Origin of the sequence: Xanthomonas sp. NCPPB 2866 (assembly GCF_041475745.2) — a bacterium.
In the GTDB taxonomy this organism is placed as follows: domain Bacteria; phylum Pseudomonadota; class Gammaproteobacteria; order Xanthomonadales; family Xanthomonadaceae; genus Xanthomonas; species Xanthomonas arboricola.
This window is the reverse complement of record NZ_CM192975.1, coordinates 2,986,947-3,010,457: the sequence shown is the minus strand read 5'-3', so window position 1 is coordinate 3,010,457 and position 23,511 is coordinate 2,986,947. Positions and strand designations below refer to the sequence as shown.

General features: G+C 56.4%; 22 protein-coding genes, 1 tRNA gene and 1 pseudogene. 23 read left to right on the top strand and 1 reads right to left on the bottom strand.

The genetic code is table 11. The features are described 5' to 3' along the window. Positions 1-36: 36 nt before the first annotated feature. On the bottom strand, positions 37-570 hold the full coding sequence (locus tag ACCQ04_RS12830) for a GspH/FimT family pseudopilin (protein ID WP_226427610.1): 534 nt from the start codon (positions 568-570) through the stop codon (positions 37-39). Between the two features lie 148 nt (positions 571-718). Between ACCQ04_RS12830 and uvrB the strand changes: the two genes are divergently transcribed. The 23 genes and pseudogenes from uvrB to ACCQ04_RS12715 all read left to right on the top strand — a co-directional run. After that, positions 719-2,740, top strand: a complete 2,022-nt coding sequence (gene uvrB, locus ACCQ04_RS12825) for an excinuclease ABC subunit UvrB (protein ID WP_024937950.1) — start codon at positions 719-721, stop codon at positions 2,738-2,740. Positions 2,741-2,844: 104 nt separating this feature from the next. Beyond that, a tRNA-Val gene (locus ACCQ04_RS12820) sits at positions 2,845-2,919 on the top strand. A 527-nt stretch (positions 2,920-3,446) separates the two neighbouring features. Continuing rightward, positions 3,447-3,689, top strand: a complete 243-nt coding sequence (locus ACCQ04_RS12815; protein ID WP_024937949.1) for a hypothetical protein — start codon at positions 3,447-3,449, stop codon at positions 3,687-3,689. A 35-nt stretch (positions 3,690-3,724) separates the two neighbouring features. Beyond that, positions 3,725-5,398, top strand: coding sequence for a type IV secretory system conjugative DNA transfer family protein (locus tag ACCQ04_RS12810; protein WP_102581440.1), 1,674 nt, complete (start codon positions 3,725-3,727; stop codon positions 5,396-5,398). 346 nt (positions 5,399-5,744) lie between these two features. Next, on the top strand, positions 5,745-6,155 hold the full coding sequence (locus ACCQ04_RS12805) for a TcpQ domain-containing protein (protein WP_024937947.1): 411 nt from the start codon (positions 5,745-5,747) through the stop codon (positions 6,153-6,155). Positions 6,156-6,281: 126 nt separating this feature from the next. After that, positions 6,282-7,301, top strand: a complete 1,020-nt coding sequence (locus ACCQ04_RS12800; protein ID WP_166770834.1) for a VirB8 family type IV secretion system protein — start codon at positions 6,282-6,284, stop codon at positions 7,299-7,301. Next, on the top strand, positions 7,298-8,065 hold the full coding sequence (locus ACCQ04_RS12795; RefSeq protein ID WP_154832247.1) for a TrbG/VirB9 family P-type conjugative transfer protein: 768 nt from the start codon (positions 7,298-7,300) through the stop codon (positions 8,063-8,065). Before ACCQ04_RS12800 ends, ACCQ04_RS12795 begins: the two co-directional genes overlap by 4 nt. After that, positions 8,062-9,231: a TraB/TrbI/VirB10 family type IV secretion system protein gene (locus ACCQ04_RS12790; protein ID WP_046343296.1), complete on the top strand. Its 1,170-nt coding sequence runs from the start codon at positions 8,062-8,064 to the stop codon at positions 9,229-9,231. The genes ACCQ04_RS12795 and ACCQ04_RS12790 overlap by 4 nt, the downstream gene beginning before the upstream one ends. A gap of 14 nt (positions 9,232-9,245) precedes the next feature. Then, positions 9,246-10,286: a P-type DNA transfer ATPase VirB11 gene (virB11, locus tag ACCQ04_RS12785; RefSeq protein ID WP_186810813.1), complete on the top strand. Its 1,041-nt coding sequence runs from the start codon at positions 9,246-9,248 to the stop codon at positions 10,284-10,286. A gap of 62 nt (positions 10,287-10,348) precedes the next feature. Beyond that, complete coding sequence (locus ACCQ04_RS12780) at positions 10,349-11,173, top strand: lytic transglycosylase domain-containing protein (RefSeq protein WP_226427733.1); 825 nt, start codon at positions 10,349-10,351, stop codon at positions 11,171-11,173. Between the two features lie 59 nt (positions 11,174-11,232). Then, positions 11,233-11,640, top strand: coding sequence for a TrbC/VirB2 family protein (locus ACCQ04_RS12775; RefSeq protein WP_046343291.1), 408 nt, complete (start codon positions 11,233-11,235; stop codon positions 11,638-11,640). Continuing rightward, positions 11,633-11,944 carry a VirB3 family type IV secretion system protein gene (locus ACCQ04_RS12770; protein WP_046343289.1) on the top strand — a complete coding sequence of 104 codons (312 nt, stop codon included), beginning with the start codon at positions 11,633-11,635 and terminating at the stop codon, positions 11,942-11,944. The genes ACCQ04_RS12775 and ACCQ04_RS12770 overlap by 8 nt, the downstream gene beginning before the upstream one ends. Positions 11,945-12,045: 101 nt before the next feature. Next, on the top strand, positions 12,046-14,499 hold the full coding sequence (locus ACCQ04_RS12765) for a VirB4 family type IV secretion/conjugal transfer ATPase (protein ID WP_226427611.1): 2,454 nt from the start codon (positions 12,046-12,048) through the stop codon (positions 14,497-14,499). Positions 14,500-14,599: 100 nt separating this feature from the next. Next, entirely contained in the window at positions 14,600-15,322 is a 723-nt protein-coding gene (locus tag ACCQ04_RS12760) for a hypothetical protein (RefSeq protein ID WP_226427734.1), read from the top strand. Positions 15,323-15,422: 100 nt separating this feature from the next. After that, positions 15,423-16,499, top strand: a complete 1,077-nt coding sequence (locus ACCQ04_RS12755) for a TrbL/VirB6 family protein (protein WP_046343285.1) — start codon at positions 15,423-15,425, stop codon at positions 16,497-16,499. Positions 16,500-16,518: 19 nt separating this feature from the next. Beyond that, a complete protein-coding gene (locus ACCQ04_RS12750; protein WP_046343283.1) occupies positions 16,519-17,010 on the top strand; it encodes a DUF4189 domain-containing protein in 492 nt (163 codons plus the stop codon). A 29-nt stretch (positions 17,011-17,039) separates the two neighbouring features. After that, positions 17,040-17,642, top strand: a complete 603-nt coding sequence (locus ACCQ04_RS12745; protein WP_144410789.1) for a hypothetical protein — start codon at positions 17,040-17,042, stop codon at positions 17,640-17,642. A 35-nt stretch (positions 17,643-17,677) separates the two neighbouring features. After that, positions 17,678-18,991: a peptidoglycan-binding domain-containing protein gene (locus tag ACCQ04_RS12740; protein WP_226427612.1), complete on the top strand. Its 1,314-nt coding sequence runs from the start codon at positions 17,678-17,680 to the stop codon at positions 18,989-18,991. A 39-nt stretch (positions 18,992-19,030) separates the two neighbouring features. Continuing rightward, positions 19,031-20,080: a TrbL/VirB6 family protein gene (locus tag ACCQ04_RS12735; protein ID WP_345778034.1), complete on the top strand. Its 1,050-nt coding sequence runs from the start codon at positions 19,031-19,033 to the stop codon at positions 20,078-20,080. A 196-nt stretch (positions 20,081-20,276) separates the two neighbouring features. After that, positions 20,277-20,579, top strand: a complete 303-nt coding sequence (locus ACCQ04_RS12730) for a DUF4189 domain-containing protein (RefSeq protein WP_372358535.1) — start codon at positions 20,277-20,279, stop codon at positions 20,577-20,579. 252 nt (positions 20,580-20,831) lie between these two features. After that, the gene (locus tag ACCQ04_RS12725) at positions 20,832-21,563 is read left to right on the top strand and encodes a hypothetical protein (RefSeq protein ID WP_226427614.1); all 732 of its coding nucleotides are present in this window, start codon (positions 20,832-20,834) and stop codon (positions 21,561-21,563) included. A gap of 148 nt (positions 21,564-21,711) precedes the next feature. After that, positions 21,712-23,001 (top strand): XVIPCD domain-containing protein, encoded by a 1,290-nt coding sequence (locus ACCQ04_RS12720; RefSeq protein WP_226427615.1) that lies wholly within the window; start codon positions 21,712-21,714, stop codon positions 22,999-23,001. A gap of 32 nt (positions 23,002-23,033) precedes the next feature. Beyond that, positions 23,034-23,354, top strand: a pseudogene (locus ACCQ04_RS12715) (hypothetical protein); the annotation flags it as partial. Positions 23,355-23,511 lie beyond the last annotated feature (157 nt).

Genomic DNA, 23,511 nt, shown 5'->3' with positions numbered 1-23,511 from the left:
AAGTCGCATGCGCAACCCCCCCATCAAGGAGTCGTCTCATGAAGGGCAGGGATGCGCCACAAGTGGCCGCCGCATGCGTAGCCGGCCAGCCATATTGACAATCACCTGGGTGTCCAGCTCACCGCTACGACAGATGTTGAAGGTGACGTTGGTCCCCTGCGTAGCGCCTAGCGGAGCGTAGCGCACCTGTGTGCGGCCGCTGGAGGTGCGGATGCTGAGAGTTGAGCCAGCTTGCGTCGCGACCGCTGCGAGGATGTCGTTGGAATGGTCTGGCTTACGATTTCCATCAGGGTCTGCATAGACCAGCCAGCCATGGCTCCAATCGTCGCTTGTCAGACAGCTCTCTGTGAGGACGCTTGGGCACATCGCAACGACGCTGCCACGTGTGATCGATGTTGATCTGGCCAAGGCGAGATGCATAGAGAGTTCGGCGGCGGCAGCCCGCACCTGATACCGCTGGTGGATTTCCGTGAGAGACGGCAATGCAATAGCGGTCACTACTGCAAGCACCGCTACGGCAAGCGTGCTTTCGACAAGGCTGAACCCGGTTTGAGGGTGCCTCCTGCGCATGGTTTGGCTCCTGTCTTCAATTGCTCAAGGATCGGCCTCCAGCAGTTGCGGCGGGATCGGTCATATGCGAGACGAAGCGTAGGGAAACCGCAAACATCGCTATCATCCCTCGCCGCTATACTCATGGGTCGTTTGAAGGTAGCGCTCCATGACCGACCGTTTTCAGCTCGTATCCCCGTACTCCCCAGCCGGCGATCAGCCTGCCGCCATCGAGAAGCTGGTGGCCAGCTTCGAGGCCGGTCTGGCCAAGCAGACCTTGCTGGGCGTGACCGGCTCCGGCAAGACCTACACCATTGCCAACGTGATCCAGCAGGTGCAGAAACCGACCCTGGTGATGGCGCCGAACAAGACGCTGGCGGCGCAGCTGTACGGTGAGTTCAAGTCGTTCTTTCCGCACAACGCGGTTGAGTACTTCGTCAGCTACTACGACTACTACCAGCCCGAGGCCTACGTGCCATCGTCGGACACCTTCATCGAGAAGGACAGTTCGATCAACGAGCACATCGAGCAGATGCGTCTGTCGGCGACCAAGACCCTGCTGTCGCGTCGCGACTCACTGGTGGTGGCCACAGTGTCGGCGATCTACGGCCTGGGTGCGCCGGAAGACTATCTGTCGCTGCGCTTGATCCTGTCGGTGGGCGAGCACATCGATCAACGTCAGTTGATCCGCCATCTCACCGATCTGCAGTACACCCGCAACGAATTCGAGCTGACACGCGGCGCGTTCCGCGTGCGCGGCGAAGTGCTGGACGTGTTCCCGGCCGAATCCGACACCGAGGCGTTGCGGATCGAGTTGTTCGATGGCGACATCGAGCGGCTGACGCTGTTCGATCCGTTGACCGGCGAAACGCTGCGCAAGCTGCAGCGCTACACCGTGTACCCCAAGACGCATTACGCGACCACGCGCGAGCGCACGTTGAGCGCGGTGGACACGATCAAGGAAGAATTGAAGGAACGGTTGGAGCAACTGTATTCGCAGAACAAGCTGGTCGAAGCGCAGCGCCTGGCGCAGCGCACCCAGTTCGATCTGGAAATGATGGCCGAGGTCGGCTTCTGCAACGGTATCGAAAACTACTCGCGGCATCTCACCGGCAAGGCGCCCGGCGAGCCGCCGCCGACGCTGTTCGACTACTTGCCACCGGACGCGCTGCTGGTCATCGACGAGTCGCACGTGACCATTCCGCAGATCGGCGCGATGTACAAAGGCGACCGCTCGCGTAAGGAAACGCTGGTGGAGTTCGGTTTTCGGCTGCCATCGGCACTGGACAACCGGCCATTGCGTTTCGAGGAATGGGAGGCACGTTCGCCGCGTAGCATCTACGTGTCGGCCACACCGGGTCCATACGAGTTGCGCGAGTCTGCGGGCGAAATCACCGAGTTGGTGGTGCGGCCAACTGGCCTGATCGATCCGGTGGTCGAGATTCGTCCTGTCGGAACGCAGGTGGACGACCTGATGTCCGAAATCCAGGAGCGCATCAAGCTTGGCGACCGCGTGTTGGTGACGACGCTGACCAAGCGCATGTCCGAGAACCTCACCGAGTACCTCGGCGAGCACGGTATCCGGGTGCGCTATCTGCATTCGGATATCGACACGGTGGAGCGCGTGGAGATCATCCGCGACCTGCGCTTGGGCAAGTTCGACGTGCTGGTCGGCATCAATCTGTTACGCGAAGGTCTGGATATGCCGGAAGTGTCGCTGGTGGCGATCCTGGATGCGGACAAGGAGGGCTTCCTGCGTTCGACCGGCTCGCTGATTCAGACCATCGGCCGCGCAGCGCGCAACCTGCGCGGCAAGGCCATTCTGTATGCCGACAAGATCACGCGTTCGATGCAGGCCGCGATCGACGAGACTGACCGGCGCCGCGAGAAGCAGGTCGAGTACAACCTGGAGCATGGCATCACGCCCAAGTCGGTGGCGCGTCCGATCTCCGACATCATGGAAGGTGCGCGCGAGGATGCCGCCGAGAAGAAGGCAGGCAAGGGGCGCTCGAAGTCGCGTCAGGTGGCGGAGGAAATGCCCGATTACCGCGCGATGGGGCCTGCCCAGATCGCCGGCAAGCTCAAGAGCCTGGAGCAGCAGATGTACCAGCACGCCAAGGACCTGGAGTTCGAGGCGGCCGCGCAGATTCGCGACCAGATCCAGAAACTCAAAGCTGCCAGCCTGGCGTAGGGCAGGGCGACAGCACGAAAGTTAGAGCGCAGGGAGGGCTTGTGGTGATCCAAACCCTGCGCTAGAATGCGCGCCCTGCATAGCGCAATGCTGACGCAGGAAACGGGCGGTTAGCTCAGCGGTAGAGCACTACCTTGACATGGTAGGGGTCACAGGTTCGAACCCTGTACCGCCCACCACTCCAAGTCCAGCAGCATGGCGACTTGAGTGGCTTCAACATCGGCAGCGACTGCTGCTGCGGATCCCGAAGTGATTTACGCAGCAGCTCCTGCAGCTTCCGCGTGTCCTGTATTTGGTCTTCGACAATCGCTTTCACTTCCTTCTGTGTATCGCCCAGGCGTGTTGGACGAATTTCGTGCAGCAGTCGGGTATTGCGGGCGGCGGAACGGTTGGCTAGCAAGCTGGGCACTCTTTCGCCCCTGCGAACGAGGCCCTGGCGTCAGGCCAAGCTTCCGCTCAGCGTGCCATTTCGTCTCAGCGCTGGTCACCCTTTCCCCGAAGCGGCGAGCAGGTTTTTTAGTGCCAGGCGCGTGTGTGGCTAAGAAAGCACATCAAGTGCTGACGGAATTCCGCCGGCGCTGACCCATCCCGATCCGCGCCTGGCGTCGAATGCGCGCGCGGTTGTGTCGGCTTCACCGAAACCGCTTTCTCCATCACACGTCTTGCTTTAGCATCGCCTCCGCGCTGACGAAAAGGAAGGCTGGCGATGGACGAGTATCAGCACACCGTGCTGACCAGGGGCGGGTACCGTGTCGTGGCAATCACCCGGGAAGACACCTATGCGCCCGACGCTGTGGTGGCCTATGCCGTGGTGACGGATGCCGGAACCCGGATCACGCCGGATCTTTCCCTGGATCAAGCCAGAGTCTGGATTGACTCGCTCGTCGAGAGCGAGAGTGGCGGACGCAAGTCGGATCTGCTCGATCACAGACCCGTCGTTCGTCGCTGAGTGCCGTCGAGAAGTAAGCCAAGGAGTAGGGCCGCGTGTCCAAAGCCAAACTAATTGCAATCGCCACCGTGGTGACATTGCTTGTTGGATATTTCCTGTCCGGATATCTGACGCTTCTGTTGTTGCGGCTCGATACCGCGCTGTACGCGTGGGATACCTACTACCGCTACGTCAAGGCGTTGGGCTTGCCGGAAGTAGCGCCTTACGCAACCAAGATCAAGATGTCCGGCATTCTCGGCTTTGGTCTGCCCGGGATCATCTGGGCCATCACGGTCGTGCTCCTGCTCAAGCCGAAGGCGCGGGCGCTGCATGGCGACGCGCGCTTTGCCGGAGCGGCAGACCTTTCCAAGCACGGTTTGTTCAAGCCGAGCGGCAACGGCATCGTGGTGGGCAAGTTCAACGGCAAGCTTGTACGGCTGAGCGGGCAACAGTTCGTGATCCTCGCCGCGCCAACGCGCTCCGGTAAGGGCGTCGGCGTGGTCATTCCCAACCTGCTGGAGTACCAGGAATCGGTAGTGGTCCTGGACATCAAGCAGGAGAACTTCGACCTCACCAGCGGCTGGCGGGCCAGTCAGGGGCATGAGGTGTTCCTCTTCAATCCCTTCGCCGAAGACCGTCGTACGCATCGCTGGAATCCGCTGACCTACGTATCCAGCGACCCCGCCTTTCGTGTGTCGGATCTGATGAGCATTGCCGCGATGCTGTATCCGGACGGGTCGGATGACCAGAAGTTCTGGGTCAGTCAGGCACGTAACGCGTTCATGGCGTTCGCCCTGTATCTGTTCGAAAACCAGGACGAAGAGTTGTCGCTCGGCTTCCCGGGCGGGGCAGGGGCTCCCACGCTTGGCGGCATCTATCGACTCTCGTCCGGGGATGGCACAGACCTCAAGAAATACCTCAAGTCACTGTCCGAGCGCAGATTCCTCAGCAGCAATGCGCGCTCGGCGTTTGCCAACATGCTGTCACAGGCCGATGAGACCTTTGCGTCCATCATGGGAACCCTGAAGGAGCCGCTCAACGCGTGGATCAACCCGGTCCTGGATGCGGCAACAAGCGCGGACGACTTCCTGCTCACCGACCTGCGCAAGAAGAAGATGACGATCTACATCGGCATCCAGCCCAACAAGCTGGCCGAAAGCCGGCTCATCATCAACTTGCTCTTCAGTCAGATCATCAACCTCAATACCCGCGAGCTCCCGAAATCCAACCCGGAACTCAAGTATCAATGCTTGCTGTTGATGGACGAATTCACCTCGATCGGCAAAGTGGACATCATTGCCACCGCGGTAGCCTATATGGCGGGTTACAACCTTCGCCTGCTGCCGATCATTCAGAGCATGGCGCAGCTGGACGCCACCTATGGCAAGGATCTGTCGCGCACCATCATCACCAACCATGCGCTGCAGATCCTCTACGCGCCGCGCGAGCAGCAGGATGCGAACGACTACTCCGAGATGTTGGGCTACACCACCATCAAGAAGAAGAACGTCACACGCGGCAGGGAAACCACCCGGAGTATTTCCGAGGAGCGGCGTGCGCTCATGTTGCCGCAGGAGCTGAAGGCGATGGGCAACGAGAAGGAGGTCTTCCTGTACGAAGGCATCCCGCATCCGGTGAAATGCGACAAGATCCGCTACTACGAAGACCGCTATTTCACTGCACGCCTGCTGCCCAAGACAGACGTGAAAACGCTTTCCATCAGGTTGTGATGGTCGTCGCACAATGGCTGCGAAGGGGCGCCGGTAATTCTTGACTCATGTGTTCGTTAAGGGCAAAGTTACCCAGAATTTGCGCGGTGTTGATTTTTTGTTAAGAGGGGCGGCGCCGGACGGGGTCGTACAGGAGTAAGGCTATGGATGGTTCTTCGGCGTATTCATTTTTATCGATTGCGTGGCGTGGTGCTGACCTGCCTATGTGTGCTGGGTCGGCCAGGCATGTCCGCTCAAGCGAGTCATCAAAGACAGATTCACTCCGCCGCCCCAGGGTGAGCGGAGCTGTTGTGCTGTCCGTCTTAAGCCCGAAATCTCATGAGTTGGAGAAGTCAGAGTGAATCCGATGTATGTGTCCAAGCTGTCGCTGGTCTTGGTGGTCGCTGCGTTGGTCGGTGCCTGCGCGACCAAGCCTGCTCCCGATTTTGGTGGACGTTGGAAGCACGTCAATCACTTTGACGAAGCCCCTACCGAAATTCCGCTCTACACCTCCTACACGTATCAGGCTACGCCGATGGACGGCACGTTGAAGACGATGCTGGAGCGGTGGGCCGCGGATTCCAACATGCAGCTGTCCTACAACCTGCCTTCGGACTACACCCTGATCGCCCCGGTTTCCAATATCAGCACCACCAGCGTGCAGCAAGCCGCCACCGAGCTGAGCGCGGTCTACGCAGCGCAAGGTGTCTCGGTCTCGGTCTCTGCCAACAAGCTGCTGGTACAGCCGGTGCCGGTATCGTCTGGAGCCAAGCTCTAAGAGCTGAACCGCTGATCCGATGCTAACGGCATTCGGTCGGTGACTGAGCTCAAGCCTCCCATGTGCCCGCGCTCGTCGCGGCGATAGTTTCAGGCCTGACAAGGCCTTACGGTGACGGATCTAGACATGTTGCGTAAGAAGGTCAGTGAAAAGGACGGGTCTGCCCAAGTGGGTGCGGCCGTCCAGAAAGCGGTGAACTACGAGGTGAGCATCGCCGATCTCGCGCGCCGCAGCGAAAAGCGTGCATGGATGGTAGCGACCGTTTCCATGCTCATTACCGTCATGACGGCCGGCGGCTACTACTACATGCTGCCGCTGAAAGAGAAGGTTCCGTACTTGGTAATGGCGGATGCCTACTCGGGAACCAGCACGATTGCAAAACTCGAGGCGAACTTTGGTGGGCGGACGATCAGTACTAGTGAGGCGTTAGCGCGCAGCAATATTGCCCGGTTCATTATTGCTCGCGAATCATTCGACCTTACCATCATCGGTCAGCGCGACTGGAATACTGTGTCGGCAATGGGCTCCACGAACGTTGTGAATGAGTATCGGGCGCTGCACTCCGCCAATAATCCGTTACGGCCCTTGAATACATACGGAAAGCTGCGTGCCATCCGTATCAATATTCTGAGTATTACGTTGATTGGCGGAAAAGGACAGCCCTACAAAGGGGCAACCGTACGTTTTCAACGTACTGTGTACGACAAGAATTCGACGGTCTCTACGTTGCTTGATAACAAGATTGCGACGATGGGATTTGTCTACCAAGATAATCTGGAGATGAATGACAGCCTGCGAGTCGAAAATCCTTTAGGCTTCCGAGTAACTGATTATCGGGTAGACAACGATTACTCCTCGTTGCCAGCTGCTCCTGCCGGTGGCGCTGTGATCAACCCCCAGCCTCAGCCAACGGCGCAGCAGGCTGGTACTGGCATGATCGATCCTGGCGCGGCAAACGCGTCTGGTGCAGTTCAGCAGGGGGGCGTCCCATTGCAGCAGGGAGTACTTCCGCAGGGTGGCGTGCCTCAACAGCAGGTGCAGCCTGCGTTTCCCGATCAAATGCAGCCGGCAGCTCAGCCCGCGGCGCAGCCCGCGATTCAACCCCAGGGGATGCAGAACAATGTCAATGGAGCGAGTGGTCGATGAAACTTTTTAATCGGTACAGCGCTGCGTTATTTTCAGCACTGCCACTTGCAATATGTGCTTTCTCGGCTGCCGCTCAAGTGGTTCAGGAGTATGAGTATGCTCCGGATCGCATCTACCAGGTACGCACCGGCCTTGGCATTACCACTCAGGTCGAGCTAAGCCCGAACGAAAAGATCCTGGATTACAGCACAGGCTTTACTGGTGGTTGGGAGCTGACGCGGCGCGAGAATGTTTTTTATCTCAAGCCCAAAAATGTCGATGTCGATACGAACATGATGATTCGTACGGCAACGCATTCCTACATTCTTGAGCTCAAGGTAGTTGCAACAGATTGGCAGCGCCTCGAGCAGGCGAAGCAGGCTGGAGTTCAATACAAGGTCGTGTTCACCTACCCGAAGGACACAAGCTTCAATAATGTCGAAGACGCGGATGCGGCAAAGAAAGGCCCGTTGTTGAATGCCAAGATTTTGAAGGATCGGCGTTATTACTACGACTACGACTATGCGACACGTGCCAAGAAGTCCTGGCTTATTCCAAGCCGCGTCTATGACGACGGCAAGTTCACCTATATCAATATGGATTTGACGCGGTTTCCGACCGGGAACTTCCCAGCAGTTTTTGCCCGCGAAAAGGAACACGCGGAGGATTTTCTCGTCAATACCACAGTGGAGGGCAACACCCTGATCGTGCACGGGACTTACCCTTTCCTGGTGGTTCGCCATGGCGATAACGTCGTCGGTCTGCGAAGGAACAAGCAAAAGTGAACTCGAATATTCCAAACAGCCCTGATGAGCGCTCCCCAAACAATGGCGGGGAAGAACTGCGCAACGGTGAGTACAACGAGCGCAACAATCCTTACTTTGCGCGTCAGCAGGCAGGTGCCGAGCCGGACCTCGACGCCAATGAACCAGTGTTGCGTTCCAGCGACATCAAGCGTCTGAATCGTAAGGCGCTGGTGTTTCTGGCTGCCATTGCGGCCTTGTTGATTCTCGTCATCTTCTGGCTGGCGACACAAAGCGGAAACGATTCTCCCCCGCCTAAACAGCGTACGGAGACGGTGGTTGCGCCAGCGTTGCCGCAGAACATGACTGCGCCGGTGGAGGAAGCGCCAGTTCCACTTGCCCAGCAACCCAGCTTGCCGCCCCTGCCGCCAATGCCGACTGACGACAGCGAAGAGGGCAGCTCAGCGCCGGAGCGTCAGCGCGGCCCGACCTTGCTGGAGCGCCGTATCCTTGCCGAATCTGCCGCAAACGGCGCCGGCATGCCCGGGCAAACGGGCGCTCAGCCCGCACCTGGCCAAGAAGAAAGTCCTGTTACGCTGGCTAAGCCGATCAGCAACCCGGATGGCTTGTTGGTACGTGGCACCTACATCCGTTGCATCCTGGAGACCCGGATCATTTCCGACTTCGGTGGCTACACCTCGTGCATCGTGACCGAGCCGGTGTACTCGATCAACGGTCATAACCTGCTCTTGCCGAAGGGTTCGAAGATGCTAGGCCAGTACGGCGCCGGAGAGCCGACGACCAGGCGCCTGCAGGTCGTTTGGGATCGCGTCACCACGCCGACCGGGCTGGATGTCACGCTGGTCGGCCCTGGTATCGACACGCTCGGCAGCGCCGGCCATCCGGGTGATTACAGCGCGCATTGGGGCAACAAGATTGCGTCGGCGCTGTTCATCAGCTTGTTGAGCGATGCATTCAAGTATGCAGCTGCTGAATATGGTCCAGAAACGACCACAATCGGTGTTGGCAGCGGAATCGTCACTCAGCAGCCCTTCGAGAGTAATACTGCTCGCAGCATCCAGCAGCTCGCCGAGCAGGCTGTGGAAAAGTCTGGGCGTCGTCCGGCAACCTTGACGATCAATCAGGGCACCGTATTGAACGTTTATGTTGCCAAGGACGTCGATTTCTCGGCGGTCCTGCCGAAGTGAATGAAAAGCCTGCCATGACGATCGATGATTCCCCGACGGCGCGCATTTCGAATGATTTCCTGGATTACCAGTACTCGGTGCTGGGCATCCTGGACTACCTGAATTCGCCTGACGTGACTGAAATCTGCATCAATCGGCCTGGCGAGCTGTATCTTGAAACGATCCACGGGTGGCAGCGGGTAGACGTGCCATCCTTGACATATGACCGCGCCCGCCAGTTCTGCACCGCGGTGGTGAACGAAAGCAACACCGGGCAGCGCATTACCGATGCGGATCCCGTGGTTTCGCTGACGTTTCCTACAGGGCAGCGTGCGCAGTTTGTCATGCCGCCCGCGTGCGATGCAGGCAAGGTGTCCATCACCATCCGGCTTCCGTCCAAGCACACCAAATCGCTCGAGCAATACAAGCACGACGGGTTCTTTGACGAGGTGCTTGAGCAATCGGCAGATGTCAGCGATCACGATCAAGAATTGCTGGAGTTGCGCCGCAAGCGCGATTACGCAGAATTCTTCAAAAAGTGCGTGCTCTATAAGAAGAACGTGGTCGTCGCCGGGGCGACAGGTAGCGGCAAGACCACCTTCATGAAGGCGCTCGTCAATCATATTCCGAGCGAAGAGCGCCTAGTGACGATCGAGGACGCTCGGGAACTGTTCATCAGTCAGCCCAATTCCGTGCACCTGCTGTACTCGAAGGGCGGGCAGAGCAGCAGTAACGTGACAGCTAAAAGCTGCATGGAAGCCTGTTTGCGCATGAAGCCGGATCGCATCATCCTGGCCGAGCTGCGTGGTGATGAGTCGTTCTACTTCATTCGTAACTGCGCATCCGGGCATCCGGGTTCTATTACCAGCTGCCACGCCGGAAGTGTCGAGCAGACGTGGGACCAGTTGGCGTTGATGGTGAAGGCATCGAACGAAGGCTCCGGTCTAGAATTCGAAGTGATCAAGCGCTTGCTGAGAATGACCATCGACATCGTCGTTCACATCAAGGCTCATGCCGGGCGGCGCTTCATCACGGGAATCGATTTCGACCCCCTGAGAACATTGCGCGGTGGTTGAAAGGTCAATCCTTTGGTTGGGGCTGGTTCGGTTTTGCAAGGAGTAATGACATGTTGCCTGGCATGGAACTGATGGGGTGCACTGGACTTGCTGTTCCTGGCGAGGTGATGCAGCACGTTGTCCGTGTCGAGTCGTCGCGCAATCCGTATGCCATCGGTGTGGTTGGCGGGCGGTTGGTGCGTGAGCCGCGGGGGTTGGCCGAGGCAGTGGCCACTGCCAAGATGCTGGAGCAGAAGGGCTACAACTTCTCCCTCGGACTGGGCCAGGTCAATCGCTACAATCTGCAGAAGTACGGACTCACCAGTTATGAGATGGCATTCGATAAATGCCCCAATCTGGTCGCTGCTTCGAGGATTCTGGCGGAGTGCCATTCACGCTCCGGCGCCAATTGGGGCAAGTCGTTCAGCTGTTACTACTCCGGCAACTTCGAGACCGGCTTCAAGCATGGTTATGTCCAAAAGATCTATGCATCCATTCGTCAGTCGGTAGCATCCTCTGGAGCCGAGCCCATCGCGGTCGTGCCGACGCGCCAGGTGCAGTTACGGCCTGCCAATCCGCTCAAGCAGGCAGCCGCCGAATTGGCAGATGCGATCGTGGCGCGTCGTATTCAGGATCTAGCCGGAACGGGCAACACGGTGGCTTCACCATCGGGGCCTATGCTATCGGCACCTTCAGCACCTTACTCTCTGCCAAGTCGCGCCACCCCCGTGGCCCCAGCAGCGGAGAACGAGTTGTATGTGATAAAGCCAACGGGCCAAGGGCGTGGGGTAGCGTTGCCCGCTGTCGCGCCGCAAGCCTCGACGCAGACCGAACAACCCGTAAACCCCGTCTCCGTGCCGCGTGTACCACAGGCGGCTCCGCAAACAGATAGTGCATTTGTTTTTTAGGATGGAAGATCGCCAAGGATTATGGCTGCTGGACCCCCTCTGTTCCCAAGGAGTTAGACATGAAGTTTGAAATCGACAAGAAGACAGTTGCGGATGCCAAGATGGTCGGCACGCAGGCAGTGAAGGCGCTGCTGTTCACCTCGTTGTTGCTGGCGGCGGGCGGTGCTGGTGCGACGAATGACCTCGGCGGCACGGATACCCGCGTCTGCGGATTCCTGAACAATGTGACCAAGCTGCTGAACATGGGCTCGATCGCTGTCGTCACCATCGCCGTCATCGTGGCTGGCTATCAGATTGCTTTCGCGCACAAGCGCATTTCCGAGGTTTCCCCGATCCTTATCGGTGGTGTTCTGATTGGCGCAGCTGGCCAGATCGCCAATATGATTCTTCAGAACAAGGAGGGTGGTGATGGCAACAGTTGTGAGGGAGTTGGCGCGTTGATTCAGATCGTTCAGCACTATGCATAAAGACGTTCTCTTCCGCGGCTGTACCCGTCCGGCGATGTTTCTGGGGGTGCCGTATATCCCTTTCTTCATCGGTGCGGGCGGTGGCTTGCTGCTGGGGATGTATATCAATCTTTGGTACCTGTTTACCATCCCCGTCATCATCTTTGCCATGCAACAGATGGCCAAGCGTGACGAGATGATTTTCAGGTTGCTTGGATTGCGCTGGCTGTTCCGCATGCGTGCTCGAAACCTCCAGCGTTACTCTGGAATGTGGGTATTCAGCCCCAACGAATATCGCAAAGGTTCTCAGGGTAAACCGCGATAAGCATGTGAACCGTACAACCAACCCCACGTGCGAAATCCGCGTGGGGTTGGCGTTTTCGATGGTCCTTGGTGTGATGCTTTCCTTCTTAAATTGGTAAGACCATGTTCAGCCCAGACAGCCCGATCAGCGCATTCGTTTCCGTCTCGTCACACGTGGCGCCGTCGGTCGTCAAGACGACCGCCGGCGACTATCTGTTGATCTGGCACCTGGCTGGCTTGCCGTTCGTGGGGCGCGATGAGTTCGAGCTCGAGCAACGGCACAACACCTTCAATCGCCTGTTGCAGACACTGCGCGCCCCGGACTTCGCCAACGTCGCATTCTGGGTCCACGATGTGCGCCGCAGGCGCAGGATCGGCACCGGCGGGCGTTTCAAGCAATCGTTCAATCAGACGCTGTCCGACGAGTATTACGCGGCGCTATCCTCGCAAAAAATCATGCAGAACGAGTTGTACTTCAGCATGATCTATCGCCCGGTGGTGACGGGGCGGCGCCTGGTCGAAAAATCTGTAAATCCTGACAAAATCCGCGCCGAGGAAGAGCAGGCTATCTCCAAGATCGTCGAGTTGGCCACTAACGTCGAGGCGGTACTGAAGGATTATTCACCTTACCGGCTTGGCATGTATGAGGCCAAGAATGGTGTGGTGTTTTCCGAGACGCTTGAGTTTCTCGGCTACCTGCTCAACCGGATCGACGAGCCTGTTCCGGTGCTGCAAGCCCCAGTGCCAGCGTATCTACCCGTCAGCAAGCACATGTTTGCCAACAAGACCGGCGATTTCGTCATTCGCACGCCGGACGGCATCAATCATTTCGGTGCGATTCTCAATGTCAAGGAGTATGCCGACGGAACCTATCCCGGCATTCTCAATGGCCTGAAGTATCTCGATTTCGAGTATGTGATGACGCATTCGTTCAGCCCGGTCGGTCGCCACGATGCACTGAAGGTGCTGGAACGCACCAAGGGCATGATGATTTCGTCGGGCGACAAATCCTCCAGTCAGATCCGCGACCTGGACCTGGCGATGGATGACGTGGCCTCCGGCAATTTTGTATTGGGCGAGTACCACTTCACCCTGGCGGTGTATGCCGACAGCCAAGAGAAGTTGGCAAGGCAGATCGCAACGACGCGCGCAGAGCTCTCCAATGCTGGTTTCGTCTCAGCTAAGGAAGATCTGGCGATCGCCTCTTCGTTCTATGCGCAGCTGCCGGGCAACTGGCGCTTCCGCACGCGTATCGCCAACTTGAGTTCGCTCAACTTCCTCGGTCTGTCGCCGTTGCATAACTTTGCCCAGGGCAAACAGCACAACAATCCTTGGGGCGATTGCGTCACCACCCTGCAGACTACTAACGGCCAGCCGTATTATTTCAATTTCCATGCGACGCACCCGGCCGAGAACTCCCTGGGTGAGAAGGCGATCGGCAATACGATGGTCATCGGCAAGTCCGGTACCGGCAAGACGGCGCTGATCAACTTCCTGTTGAGTCAGGTGCAGAAATTCGATCCGATCCCGACGATCTTCTTCTTCGACAAGGATCGCGGAGCGGAGATCTTCGTACGTGCCTGTGGCGGGAACTACTTGGCGCTGGAGAATGGCTCCCCGACCGGCTTTAACCCGTTCCAGTGCGAGCGCAATGAGGCCAATACTCAATTCCTTGCTGAGCTGATCAAGGTGCTCGGTGGCAAGGCCGAGTACAGCGCCCGCGAGGAGGAAGACATCTACCGCGCGGTGGAAGGCATGCTGGACACGCCGATGCATCTGCGCAGCATGAGCAACTTCCGCAAGAGCCTGCCCAACATGGGCGACGACGGGCTGTATGCGCGCCTGCGTCGTTGGACCGCCGGCAATTCGCTGGGCTGGGTGTTCGATAACCCGGTGGACACCATCGACCTGACGCGCGCATCGATCATCGGCTTCGACTACACCGACGTGATCGACAACGCGGAAGTGCGCGTGCCGGTGATCAACTATCTGCTGCACCGCCTGGAGGCGCTGATCGACGGGCGTCCGCTGATCTACGTGATGGACGAATTCTGGAAGATCCTGGACGGCAAGGGCGGCCTGAAGGAGTTCGCCAAGAACAAGCAGAAGACCATCCGTAAACAAAACGGCCTGGGCATATTCGCCACGCAAAGCCCAGAAGACGCCCTGGCCAGCGACATCGCTGCGGCACTGATCGAGCAGACCGCCACGATGGTGCTGCTGCCCAACCCCAACGCCAGCCGCGACGATTACATCGAAGGCCTCAAGCTGACCGATGCCGAGTATCAGGTGGTGGTCTCGCTCGACGAGCGCTCGCGCTGCTTCCTGGTCAAGCAAGGCCACGCCTCTGCGGTGTGCCAGCTCAACCTGCGTGGGATGGACGATGCACTGTCGGTCATTTCGTCCTCGACCGACAACATCGAGATCATGCATCAGATTCTGTCGCGGAAGGCCGACAAGTTAGGCGTGAGCGTTGACCAACTAACTCCGGAGCAGTGGCTGGAGGACTTCTATGCCAACCGCAAGGGTTCAGGCAAGCGCAAAGCCGTCAAAGACAAGGAGGCCGAAGATGCGTAGTCCTCATCATCGGCAGCACACTTTCCACGCATCAACTTCATCTGTGTCAGGAGGCAAAAACATCATGGCAACCAAGTTCAGACATCTTTCTTGCGTGTTCATGGGGCTGGTGCTGTTCTGCATGGCCGGAGCCGCGAGTGCGCAGTGGGAAGTCGTCGATAAAGACCTCAACACCAAAGTAAAAGAGATCCAGAATTCACTGAAGCTCGGCAAAAAGCCCAAAGACAAGGACAGCGGGACAGAAGTCGACAAACCCAAGGAAGAGATCAAGGTGGTGCCGGATGACTACGGGATTGCCGATTGTTCAAGCACCACGGCGGGGACGCCGGTGGCGACCCAGCAGAAAGAAGGGTGCGAGCTGATTCAGCGCACGCGCAATTCGCAGTACAACTATATGGTGGCGATGTACGACATCACCAAAAAGCGTCTTGAACGCTTGCGCAAGATCGAACAAGAGCGCGCAGAGATCAAAGACACTGAACTCGGTAAGTTGGAGGACAATACTAACAAGCTGATCGCACTGAAGACACTGATGGACATCGATCGCCAGCAAATGGAATCGGCGATGTTTGCGTATCAAACGCGGCTGGGCTTCTTGACCAAGCAACAGGATGCGCAGGCATGGGCGGCGATGCGGGGCAAGAAGGCGCCCTCCGGGGATCCCTCTAGCCAAGGAGGCATCGGCAGCTTCTTCGAGAGTCTGGGCAACACCTTGGGCGAGTTTGGCAAGTCGGTGGTCGCCGGGGTCGCCATGAAGGCGGCGTTGGATTCGGTCAGATCCGACAGACCTCGTGATATGGAGCCATTAGATTTGGGCAAGTGAGATCTCGGCACGCGCAGGATGCGCGTGCCGTCGCAGGTGTAATCGAACCCGGAGCAGCGAGTGCTCCACGGCCTGGCCGTCCAGTGGAATGTGGTGACATATGGATTTTCTGAGCAGTCTTGGTAATTACGCGTTCTTCTCGCTGATCAACGATTTCCTGCGCGACGAGATCGATATTTTTCAGTGGACGCTACTGCAGCGCACTTCGGCCTTGATTGGCATTGTGTCCCTAACGGTATTGACGCTGTGGGTCATGTTCCAGGGGTACCGCATCGTGACCGGCCAGTCCCGCGAGGCGGCCATGGGGTTGGTAGTGACTGCGTTGCGCGCCTCGCTGATCATCGGTCTGGCGACGAGCATGGCCGAAGGTTCGTCGAAACTGTACTGGACGCTGACTGATGGTGTTAGCCAGTCCATCACCCAAGTGGTGACCGGGGACTCGGAAAGTCCCTACGATGCGATCGACAAGAATTTGGGCTTGATGCAGATTGCGATGATGAGCATCGATCAGATCCAGACTGCAGGCAACCAACAGCGAGACGACGAGAAGACGCGTGCGCGCTGGTTCACCGGGGTGGGGATGGCCGGTCCGGGCGTGGTGGGGGGCTCACTGCTGCTGTTGAACAAGATCGGTATGGCGCTGTTTGTGGGCTTCGGTCCCTTGTTCATCATGTGCCTGTTGTTCCAGGCGACGAAGTCGTTGTTCAGCAAGTGGCTGCTATATGGGTTAGGTATGGTGTTTTCGTTGTCGGTGCTGAGCTTCACGGTGAGCCTGGCAACCAAGGTGATCGGCGCAGTGGCTGTCGCATTCCTTGCCAAGTACGCATTCCCAGGAAACAGTGGCGAGGGCATCAGCAGCATGGCATTGCAACAAGGAGGACTAGGTTTGGTCATGACAACCTTGATCGTCACCGCACCGCCGATGGCCGCCGCCTTCTTCCAGGGCACATTGGGTCAGTTCACGGCGTACTCGGCACTGGGGCAGTTGGATCGAGCCAATCAGGAGCCGGGTGCTGGGCGGCCTTATCAACCGGCTGAGCCTCAACGTGAAAATAGTCAAGTTAACGATAAAGTGCAACATACAGCGCAAGTTAATACTAGAGCGGGTGGTGAATTAAATGCTCCTGTGGCTAATGCTGGTTCACGTGGTGCTGCTAATAGTAATCAGGGCTCCTAATTGATCCTTTGGAGGATTAATGCGCTATTTACTTTTTGTTTTTTTGTTTCTTGCGAACAATGCCTATGCACAAACGGCTTGCCCTAACGGTGTGGCTCCTGGAAGCCCACAATGCGGGCCAGATTCTGGTACATCGAGAGGTGAAATTCCGCTTCCCCCTCCTCAGCCTACAGGAGAGTGGATAAAGACTTGGGGGGCAATTGTCAACTCAAGAGAAACGTCTCAGGCATGGGCTTCATTGGAGCAAACGTCAAAAGAGTCTGCAGAAGAAGATGCTATAGATCAATGTAAATCTGCCGGCTTTAAAGGCTGCTACGTTACTTTTACCTATTTCAACCAGTGTGTTGCAATGGCATCCTCTGCATCTGGTACTTCAGCGAGCGGCGTTTCCTCAGCTGCCAATATCTCAATTGCATCGCGTAATGCACTTAACACGTGTCGAGAAAATGGTGGTGCCGGTTGTTCGGTGATATATAAAGACTGCACGAAGCCAATTTTTAAAAAATACTAATTTTAATTGACATTAAAAATTGATTTTAATTGAAAATTAGATTTCCATTATTTTTGATTTTTCCATTTTGGGTTTATATGGTTAGGTTCTCAAGACATATAAGTTTTACTGGAATAGTGGTTGCGCTATTGATTCTTAGCTCTTGCAGCCAAGGAAACGCACCACAAAGCCATTCGGCTCCCAGCAATGCAGTAATTGCCGGTCAAGATCTGAGTAAAGCCCAGGTTTTAACTGAAGTTTCTAGCCAAGAAAAAAAAGCATCAGTAGAATCTGTTGAGATTTCTAAATTGTCGACCGAATTCAAAGAGGGCATGTCCTACGGCGATCTTCGGAAAAAAGTTATTGACGGTAACTGGAAACCAGTTGTAAGTGCTGAATGCAAAAAAAACGTGGTTGGCGATGACTTCGAAGGTGTGTGCTCCAAAGAGCCAAAGCGATGTGCTATTTGCGATGAGTTGCCAGAGTTGAATGTCTGTAGCGGCGACGGGCATTGTATAACGGAATTTTCCAGCGTCGACGGTCGTCAAGTGTTGAAGGTTTCCACTTACGGCGAAATTCAAGATGGGCTGGTAGAGGGCGATAAATCGAGGCTTTTCGTTTCTTGGTGGGATGTGTCGACTAAAGCTGACTGATTGGATTTTTGTTAATTTCACAGGAGGTGCTAGATATGAGTAGTCCCTTGGCAGATTTGATTCAGCGCGGTGAATCCGGCCGTACTAATTACAATGCCTATAACCGGGGTACTTACATCGGGGCGGATGGGCGTGAACACATCCGTGGGAGTACAGGGCCTGTAGATTTTTCGTCTATGACTGTGGGTGACGTCATGGATGCGCAAGCGTTGTCTAGGGGCGACCAAGAGCGACTTTTTGCAGTAGGGCGCTACCAGGTCATCCCTTCCACGATGAATGATGCTGTAAATAAATTGGGTCTGGAACGGTCTGCGGCGTTTACGCCAGACCTCCAGGATCAAGTGTTTTCAGACTATCTGATTACTCACAAGAAGTCCGCAGTTCGCAATTATATTACTGATGCACCCGGCTCGTCCTTGAATGGTGCGCAAAATGCGCTCGCACAGGAATGGGCAAGCATCGCTGACCCAGATACTGGGAAAAGCTATTACGACAAGCCAGGTGGCTCAAATCATGCATCGATTACCAGTGCAGAGACAGAGAATGCTCTGAACGCGATGCGGCAGTCATATCGTCAGGCAATCGAAAGCGGCGTAACGCCTGAGCAGGCATGGAGGCAAATCAATTCACAGGCTCCCCAGCAGCTTGCACAAACCCAACAGCACAAACGCGATGCTGCACAGGACGGCAAATTGGAGCAAGGCGAGCGCGGCGAACAAGTGAAGCAGTTGCAAGGCAAACTTGCGCAACTCGGCGCTGTTGGTCGCGATGGCAAACCGCTGCACGCTGATGGCGACTTCGGCGGCAACACAAAATATGCGGTCGAGCAATTCCAGCGCCAGCAAGGGTTGCAGATAGACGGCGTCGCAGGTCAGCAGACCCAGGCCGCTTTGGCTAAGGCGTTGACCCAGGGGACATCCAAGCAACCTGAGCATACGGCCGCGCCTGCTGCGCCGGCACAGGCAGCCTCCAGCCCCTTGTTGTCTGACCCGCGCCATCCCGACAACGCGATGTATAACGGTGCAATCAACAAGCTGGAAGCGCTGGGCGAGCGTGGCGGTTTTGCCAACCGCAAGGAACTCGAGCAGACAGCAGGCCAAATCGTGTTCGAGTCCAAAGTCAGTGGTTTGCAACGCATCGACCATGTGGTGCCCAGTAAGAGCGGTGACGGCTTCTTCGCAGTGCAGGGCGAGATGACCGACCCGGCAATGCAGCGGGTTTTTGTGGATCGCAACCAAGCGCAGAATCAGCCGTTGGAAAACAGCAGCAGGCAAGCGGCCGAGGAAAGCCAGCGTCAGGCTACCCAGGTGCAAACCCAGGAAACTGCTTCGCGCTCGATGTCCATGTAAGTCGGGCGTGTTGGTCGTTGCACTTCAGCGAGCTGGCAAATCGCCAAGGCGGTCAGGAATGCTCGCCTTGGTTCTACTTGCAACAACCTGCGCGATGATATTGCGATCTTGCAGTGGGAGTTGTTACAACGCACCACGGCCTGGGTAGGTATGGTGTCATTGATGGTACTGACGCTTTGGATTTTTCTCCAGGGCTACAGCATCGTGACCTTCCAGTCGCGCGATGCGGCGATGTGTCTGGTGGTGACGGCGCTGCGTGCGGCGCTGATCATTGCTGTGGCGACGAGCATGGCGCAAGGCTCGTCGAGGCTTTACTGGACGCTGACTGATGGTGTTAGCCAGGCCATCACCAAGGTGGTGAAGGGGGACTCTAAAAGAGCCTACGATGCGATCGACAAGAATTTGGGCTTGATGCAGATTGCGATGATGAGCATCGATCAGATGCAGACTGCAGGCAACCAGCAGCGAGACGACGAGAAGACGCGTGCGCGCTGGTTCACCGGGGTGGGGATGGCCGGTCCGGGCGTGGTGGGCGGCTCGCTGCTGCTGTTGAACAAGATCGGTATGGCGCTGTTTGTGGGCTTCGGTCCCTTGTTCATCATGTGCCTGCTGTTCCAGGCGACCAAGTCGTTGTTCAGCAAGTGGCTGCTATATGGGTTAGGTATGGTGTTTTCGTTGTCGGTGCTGAGCTTCACGGTGAGCCTGGCAACGAAGGTGATCGGCGCAGTGGCTGTCGCATTCCTTGCCAAGTACGCATTCCCAGGAAACAGTGGCGAGGGCATCAGCAGCATGGCATTGCAACAAGGAGGACTAGGTTTGGTCATGACAACCTTGATCGTCACCGCACCGCCGATGGCCGCCGCCTTCTTCCAGGGCACACTGGGTCAGTTCACGGCGTATTCGGCGCTGGGACAGTTGGACCGGGCCAATCAGGAGCCGGGTGCTGGGCGGCCTTATCAGCCGGCGGAGCCGGCTCCCAGAAGCGAGACCAAAACCGCTACTACGGGGCAGCTAGGTGGCCGAGTGGCAGGAGTTCCGCAACAAGAGAATCCCCAAAGCGATGGGCGTTTAGGAAAAGCTAATGCTTGATTCAAACCTGATGCGCAAATTTCTTCGTATATCAATTGCTATTTGCTGTGGCTTTCCCTTCGCAACTTTTGCGCAGACTGCCTGCCCAAGCGGCGTTGCGCCTGGAAGCCCCCAATGTGGACCTGATTCAGGCACATCAAGGGCTAATCCAGCTCCGCCTCAGCCTACCGGTAGGTGGATAAAAACATGGGGGGCCTTGGCTAAGAACTCCTCTGGGGACATGGGGTTTTCCGCTGGAAAAATTGAGAGGGATAACGCTGAGGCAGAGGCTATTAGTCGCTGCGAATCTTTTGGAGCTGGAAGTTGCCAAGTTTTTGAAACTTTTAATAATCAATGCATTTCTACTGCAGTTTCCTCGTCTGGTCAGGCAGGCATTGCTATCGCACCGGCGAAAGAGAAAGCAGCAAGCTTGGCTACTGAAAAATGCGAAAAAAGTTTCGCTGGCGTGTGTAAAGTAACACTTGCTGAGTGCACTCGACCTATTTTTGAGAAGTTTTAGTTGGGTAATTGACTGTGGTGGCTGTTTTCTGTTGGAGATATCTAGTCTGCTGCGGCTGGGAATAAAATGTCTGCGACAGAGATGGAAGGAAGGACTAATTTATCATGTGGCTATGGAAGTGAGTGATTTATTTGTCTTCAGGTTGCGCTAGGGTGGTTCTTAAATAATGCTGAAATACAGCATTGAGTTGAATGTATTTTATTTAAGTGAGATTTTTTGATAAAAATTACAAGAAATCTAACCTGCGGTTTGATGCTCATCGGATTTTTGCTTCTTGCAGCATGTAAGCAAGAAGCTGCCACAGAAAAAGTGGCTGTTATGCCTCTTGAAAAACAGCAAAATTTGCAAGGAAGCCAAAGTACAACTGTGTCTCAGACCAAAAGTTCAGAAGGAGCCGAACGAATGACATCACTTTACCAAGTTGTTTCGTTACTTGTTGCCAAGAACGGCACGCCTTGGGCGATCTTTGATTCAGTTCCCGGTGTGCAGTGGCGCGATATCTCCCCAAAATCCAATTCCGATAGCACAGATCCAGAGAGTGCGCAGTATCGCAGCGGGACCTTAATGCTCGATGGATTCGGCGCGGTAGATGTGCCGGATGGAGGCCAGGGTGCTGAGGTCGCGCCGAAGCAAGCCAATGAAGGCGAGTCAGGCATCATGCTCAATGGCGATGCGCAGAGTGTGCGATCCATTGCAGTAAAGAAGTTTTACGCCAGTCCAGAGTATGCCGAAGTCTTGAAGCGCCAGTTGCCGGCGGCTATATCGGTGCGATTGATCGCAGAAAAGTGTTGGGGAGACGATGATGGTGGGCCCGATCCATTGCAGTCTAAGTTCTATGAGATCGGTCTTGATGCAGGTGAGGCATTTGTAGAGGCCTATCTGGACGATGGTACAGAAACGCGTGGACCAGGTTCGACAACGTTCGTTTTTATAAGAACCAAACCACAAAAAAGAATTCAAGCGCTGCGATGTAAAGAGTCTTGAAACGGTCATCCCCGGACACCGGTAGAAGGCTGGTGTTTTTCCTAATCGTCATGTCCAGGGGACATGCATCACGGCTGATAGACGAGAAAAAGCGGCGGCCACCGCTCAAAGCTACGATCAAGGCAACATCGTGGGCCTCGATGACGCAATGACGCGTCGTCTGATTGCATCGACCGTCATGACCGAGAGTAATGGCGGCGATTTGCAGATTACTAATAAACAGGGTTACGTCGGTCGTTATCAAGCAGGGGCAGGCTGGTTGGCCGATGCCGAATATGTAGATCGTGCCAAGCTCAACGATGCAATGACCGATGCCGGTTTCGATCCGCAAAAGGTCCGTGGTGCGGAATGGAAGTGGGCGAGTAGCGGTGGTATGACGCGTTTTCTTGAGGACTCCTCTAACTGGAAGAACGGGTTCAGCCTTGAGCAATACAAGTCATCGGCCGCATTGCAGGATGGTGCGTTCAAGATCAACAGCGACAAGGCTTATAGCCAAGCGATTCGCAATGGCGTGTTGGACGAAGGTGATGATCCAGCCAAGGTGGCAGGCTTTCTGAAAGCCCGCCATATCTCAGGCTACGGTGGTGCGCGGGAAGCTGTCACTGGCGGGCGGGTCATCAGCGACAGAAACGGCACCAGCAACTATGACTACATGCACGACATCACACGTAATCGTGATGGAATGGATCAATACATGCAGCCGGGCCGTTCGCATGCCATGCATACAAATACCTCTGCTGTGCCTCAGCAGCCGAAGCGCGATGCATCGCATGACGGCAAACTAGAACAAGGCGAGCGCGGCGAGCAAGTGAAGCAGCTTCAAGGCCAGCTTGCTCAGCTTGGCGCCGTTGGTCGCGATGGCAAACCCCTGCACGCGGATGGCGATTTCGGCGGCAACACAAAGTATGCAGTCGAGCAATTCCAGCGCGAGCACGGGTTGCAGATAGATGGCGTCGCAGGTCAGCAGACCCAGGCCGCTTTGGCCAAGGCGTTGACCCAGGCGACACCCAAGCAACCTGAGCACACGGCCGCGCCTGCTGCGCCGGCACAGGCAGCATCCAGCCCCTTGTTGTCTGACCCGCGCCATCCCGACAACGCGATGTATAACGGCGCAGTGAGCAAGCTCGAAGCGCTGGGGGAACGTGGCGGGTTTGCCAATCGCAAAGAACTTGAGAAGGCAGCCGGCCAAATCGTGTTCGAGTCCAAGGTCAGCGGTCTCCAGCGCATCGACCATGTGGTGCCCAATAAGAGCGGCGACGGCTTCTTCGCAGTGCAAGGCGAAATGACCGACCCGGCAATGCAGCGGGTTTTTGTGGATCGTAACCAAGCGCAGAATCAGCCGTTGGAAAACAGCAGCCGGCAAGCGGCCGAGGAAAGCCAGCGTCAGGCCACCCAGGTGCAGACCCAGGAAACTGCTTCGCGCTCGATGTCCATGTAAGTCGTGCGTGTTGGTCGTTGCGCTTCAGTAATCTGGTAAATCGCCAAGGCGGTCAGGAAGTCCGCCTTGGCTCTATTTCCTGCGACCTGCGCTACGAGATCGCGATTTTTCAGTGGGAGTTGTTGCAGCGGACCGCTACTTGGCTCGGTATGGTGATGCTGACGCTTTGGATTTTTATCCAGGGCTACCGCATCGTCACCGGCCAGTCGCGCGAAGCGGCAATGGGCTTGGTGGTGACGGCACTGCGGGCAGCATTGATTATCGGATCGGCCACGAGAATGGCCAAAGGCTATCCGCAGTTGTACTGGACGCTGACCGACGGGATCAGCTCGGTGATCACGCAGACGGTGACTCTGATAGTCCTTATGAGGCGATCCGTTTATTGTGGCTGGTGAACCATTGCTTGGTTGCTCGTACATATCGTTCGGCGTGCGGAATATGTCTATATTCAGGGAGCGCAGACGATGCCCCTATGCCGCATACGACGCTTCATTAACTGTGTGACCCGAG

Excerpts from the sequence above, each read along its gene's own strand:
- ACCQ04_RS12750 (WP_046343283.1), top strand. The coding sequence starts at position 16,519 with ATGCGCTATTTACTTTTTGTTTTTTTGTTTCTTGCGAACAATGCCTAT.
- ACCQ04_RS12755 (WP_046343285.1), top strand. The coding sequence starts at position 15,423 with ATGGATTTTCTGAGCAGTCTTGGTAATTACGCGTTCTTCTCGCTGATC.
- ACCQ04_RS12775 (WP_046343291.1), top strand. The coding sequence starts at position 11,233 with ATGAAGTTTGAAATCGACAAGAAGACAGTTGCGGATGCCAAGATGGTC.
- ACCQ04_RS12765 (WP_226427611.1), top strand. The coding sequence starts at position 12,046 with ATGTTCAGCCCAGACAGCCCGATCAGCGCATTCGTTTCCGTCTCGTCA.
- ACCQ04_RS12800 (WP_166770834.1), top strand. The coding sequence starts at position 6,282 with ATGTTGCGTAAGAAGGTCAGTGAAAAGGACGGGTCTGCCCAAGTGGGT.
- ACCQ04_RS12815 (WP_024937949.1), top strand. The coding sequence starts at position 3,447 with ATGGACGAGTATCAGCACACCGTGCTGACCAGGGGCGGGTACCGTGTC.
- ACCQ04_RS12770 (WP_046343289.1), top strand. The coding sequence starts at position 11,633 with ATGCATAAAGACGTTCTCTTCCGCGGCTGTACCCGTCCGGCGATGTTT.
- uvrB (WP_024937950.1), top strand. The coding sequence starts at position 719 with ATGACCGACCGTTTTCAGCTCGTATCCCCGTACTCCCCAGCCGGCGAT.
- ACCQ04_RS12760 (WP_226427734.1), top strand. The coding sequence starts at position 14,600 with ATGGGGCTGGTGCTGTTCTGCATGGCCGGAGCCGCGAGTGCGCAGTGG.
- ACCQ04_RS12740 (WP_226427612.1), top strand. The coding sequence starts at position 17,678 with ATGAGTAGTCCCTTGGCAGATTTGATTCAGCGCGGTGAATCCGGCCGT.
- virB11 (WP_186810813.1), top strand. The coding sequence starts at position 9,246 with ATGACGATCGATGATTCCCCGACGGCGCGCATTTCGAATGATTTCCTG.
- ACCQ04_RS12780 (WP_226427733.1), top strand. The coding sequence starts at position 10,349 with ATGGAACTGATGGGGTGCACTGGACTTGCTGTTCCTGGCGAGGTGATG.
- ACCQ04_RS12830 (WP_226427610.1), bottom strand. The coding sequence starts at position 570 with ATGCGCAGGAGGCACCCTCAAACCGGGTTCAGCCTTGTCGAAAGCACG.
- ACCQ04_RS12795 (WP_154832247.1), top strand. The coding sequence starts at position 7,298 with ATGAAACTTTTTAATCGGTACAGCGCTGCGTTATTTTCAGCACTGCCA.
- ACCQ04_RS12805 (WP_024937947.1), top strand. The coding sequence starts at position 5,745 with ATGTATGTGTCCAAGCTGTCGCTGGTCTTGGTGGTCGCTGCGTTGGTC.
- ACCQ04_RS12725 (WP_226427614.1), top strand. The coding sequence starts at position 20,832 with ATGCTCATCGGATTTTTGCTTCTTGCAGCATGTAAGCAAGAAGCTGCC.
- ACCQ04_RS12720 (WP_226427615.1), top strand. The coding sequence starts at position 21,712 with ATGACGCGTCGTCTGATTGCATCGACCGTCATGACCGAGAGTAATGGC.